Raw genomic sequence first — 2,834 nt, forward strand, 5'->3', positions numbered from 1 at the left:
GCCAGACGATCAATGTCGATGGCGGAAAGATAAATTTGTAATCCCATGTCAAAAACTCAGTCACAGCGCAAAAACATCCTCTTCATCATGTGCGATCAGTTGCGCTATGATTATCTGTCTTGTGCGGGTCACAAGACCCTGCACACGCCCAATATTGACAGTTTGGCAGAACGCGGCGTGCGCTTCTCCAATGCTTACGTGCAGTCCCCGATTTGTGGCCCAAGCCGGATGAGTTGCTATACGGGACGGTATGTGTCCTCGCATGGCTCGACTGCGAACTTCGTGCCGCTGCGCGTGGGAGAACGCAACATTGGCGATCATCTCAAGCCTTTGGGAATGCGTCCAGTTTTAGTCGGTAAAACTCATATGATCCCAGACCTCGAAGGGATGAAACGTCTTGGGATTGACCCAGCGAGTCCGCTTGGCGTGCATCATTCGCAAATCGGATTTGAACCGTATGAACGCGATGACGGTATTCACCCTGACGCTGTCTTGAAGCCGAATGTCGCGTATAACAACTACCTCAAAGAGCGCGGCTATGACGATCACGAGAACCCGTGGCATTGGGCTGCCAACTCCGTTGATCGTGACGGCGAGGTGCGTTCCGGCTTCTTCAACGACGTCGCAGCTAGCCCTGCGCGGGTGACGGATGAAGAATCCGAGACACCCTACATGACCCGCCGAGCGATGCAATTTTTGGAAGAGAATGATGGCGAAAAACCATGGTGTCTTCATCTGAGTTACATCAAGCCACATTGGCCCTATATCGCGCCTGCGCCTTACAACGACATGTACTCTGCGGCGGATGTTCAGCCTGTTCATAGTTCTGAAAAAGAACGCGAAAATACTAATCCTCTCGCGCAGCATTTCCAAGAGCGGATTTGCGGGCGCACGTTCTCGAAAGAAGAAGCGCGCGAGACGGTGATCCCCGCCTATATGGGGCTTATCAAACAGATCGATGACCAGCTTGGCTTGCTGTTCGAGTTCATGGAGCAGAAAGATCTGATGAAGGACACGATGATCGTGTTTACATCGGATCATGGCGAATATTTCGGCGATCACTGGATGGGGGACAAGGATTTCTTCCACGATCCATCGGTGAAGGTTCCTTTGATCATTGCCGACCCTGATGCATCTTGCGACAGCACGCGCGGCACGGTCCAAGACGCTCCGGTGGAGGCGATTGATCTGCTTCCAACCTTTATCGAATACGCTGGCGGTGAGGTGGCGCAAAACATTCTAGATGGACGATCTTTGATGCCGCTGTTGCAAGGGAACGAGGTGCCATGGCGAGAATTCGTCGTGAGTGAATATGACTATTTTCAGCAGATCTTCAGCCCGAAGACTGGCCGCGCACCGTTAGAGTGTCGGATCTATATGATCAAAAATGACCGCTGGAAGTATATTCATGCGCCGGGCTATGCGCCGCTGCTGTTTGATTTGGAAAATGACCCCGATGAATTCATCGATTTGGGCCTCTCTGAGGATCACGCAGAAGCGCGTCAAAAGATGCACAATGCTTTGGCGGATTGGTCGCTGCAGTACCGCCAGCGCGAGACGGTGTCAGAGCAGCGCGCCGGCCAAATGATCGGGCTTGAGGACGAGTTTGGCGTGTTGATTGGCTATTGGAACGAAGACGACGTGAAACCTCCGGCAACGGCACCTGATTTCACGGCTGGTCCAAAAGCGCATTAAGCGACCCCTCATAATAAAATATTCTAGAAGGAATTCGACAGATGGCTCATCTTGGCGAAGACATCATTGGCACAAGTACTCAAACCCCGTTCTTCAAAGTCGCGAACGCGGATGAGATTGGCATCGAAGCCCCTGAAAACCGGATTGGTGACGCGGATCGTACATGGGTGCGTTCGTTCAGTGGTTTCCAGAAAGAAGCATTGGTGCGTTCTGCCAAGACCGGTGACACATGGCGTTTCGTCAGCGATGAAGGTCCGTACTTGAATGGTCATGACGCGGCTTGCTGCCCGCTGGCGTTTTTGTCCTGCGGTATGGCCGCGAGCTACATGAACGAGATCATGGCACTGGCGGAACAACAGGGTGTGGAAATCCGTAAACTCAAGCTCATTCAGGACAATTATTATACGATGAAAGGCTCGATGATGAAGCGCACCATGGTCGGTGGTGCTGAGAATATCGAGCTACGGGTCGAGATTGATTGCGATCTTGATGACGCTGCGTTGAACGAATTTCTGGTGAACGCGACCTATGCGTCGCCACTCAATGGCTTGATGCGAGGGCAGATCGAGAGCTTGTTCAAGCTCAGCAAGAATGGCACGGAATTGAGCAATGGCGATGCTTTGGAAATAGACGGTGCGATCTTGCCTGACCCAGGTGATCACTTCGCCAAAGCCGCGTCAATGGAGGCGGTAGATGGTTTGATGACCAAGGTCGGCCCGACTCCAAAGAAAGAGGTAAGCGGGGGCACTGCGACCAATGCGTCTTCGCTGAATGATGAACAAAACCGTCGTCTCAATATCGGCGCTGTGGCCGAGCTACGGGAAGACGGCATCAAGCAAATCCAGCAAATGCAATACTCGCCCTATGGCACCTCGTTTATGCTTCTGAGCTCCGAAGATGGCCGCGCGCCGGATGCGAATACGCTGATTTCTGCGGGCATCGGTTTTTGTTTTATGACCCAGTTTGGGCGATTTGTGTCGATGCTTAAACTCGACCTGCCAGACTACCGCATCGTGCAAGACACGCACTTTAGCCTTGGTGGTGCAAGCGGTGGGACTGGCAAAGCTGGCAGCGCTGATCCGATTGAAACGCATGTCTATCTCGAAACCTCCGAGAGCGATGCAACCGCGCAAGAGATG

General features: G+C 52.8%; 2 protein-coding genes. Both read left to right on the forward strand.

Annotated elements, in window-relative coordinates; all coding sequences use genetic code 11:
• Positions 1-45 precede the first annotated feature (45 nt).
• Positions 46-1,695, forward strand: coding sequence for an alkaline phosphatase family protein (locus QZ279_RS12815; RefSeq protein WP_293451476.1), 1,650 nt, complete (start codon positions 46-48; stop codon positions 1,693-1,695).
• Positions 1,696-1,736: 41 nt separating this feature from the next.
• A partial coding sequence (locus tag QZ279_RS12820; RefSeq protein WP_293451478.1) for an OsmC family peroxiredoxin occupies positions 1,737-2,834 on the forward strand: 1,098 nt, incomplete at its 3' end.

The sequence above is a fragment of the Planktotalea sp. genome (assembly GCF_018607965.1).
Taxonomy (GTDB): domain Bacteria; phylum Pseudomonadota; class Alphaproteobacteria; order Rhodobacterales; family Rhodobacteraceae; genus Planktotalea.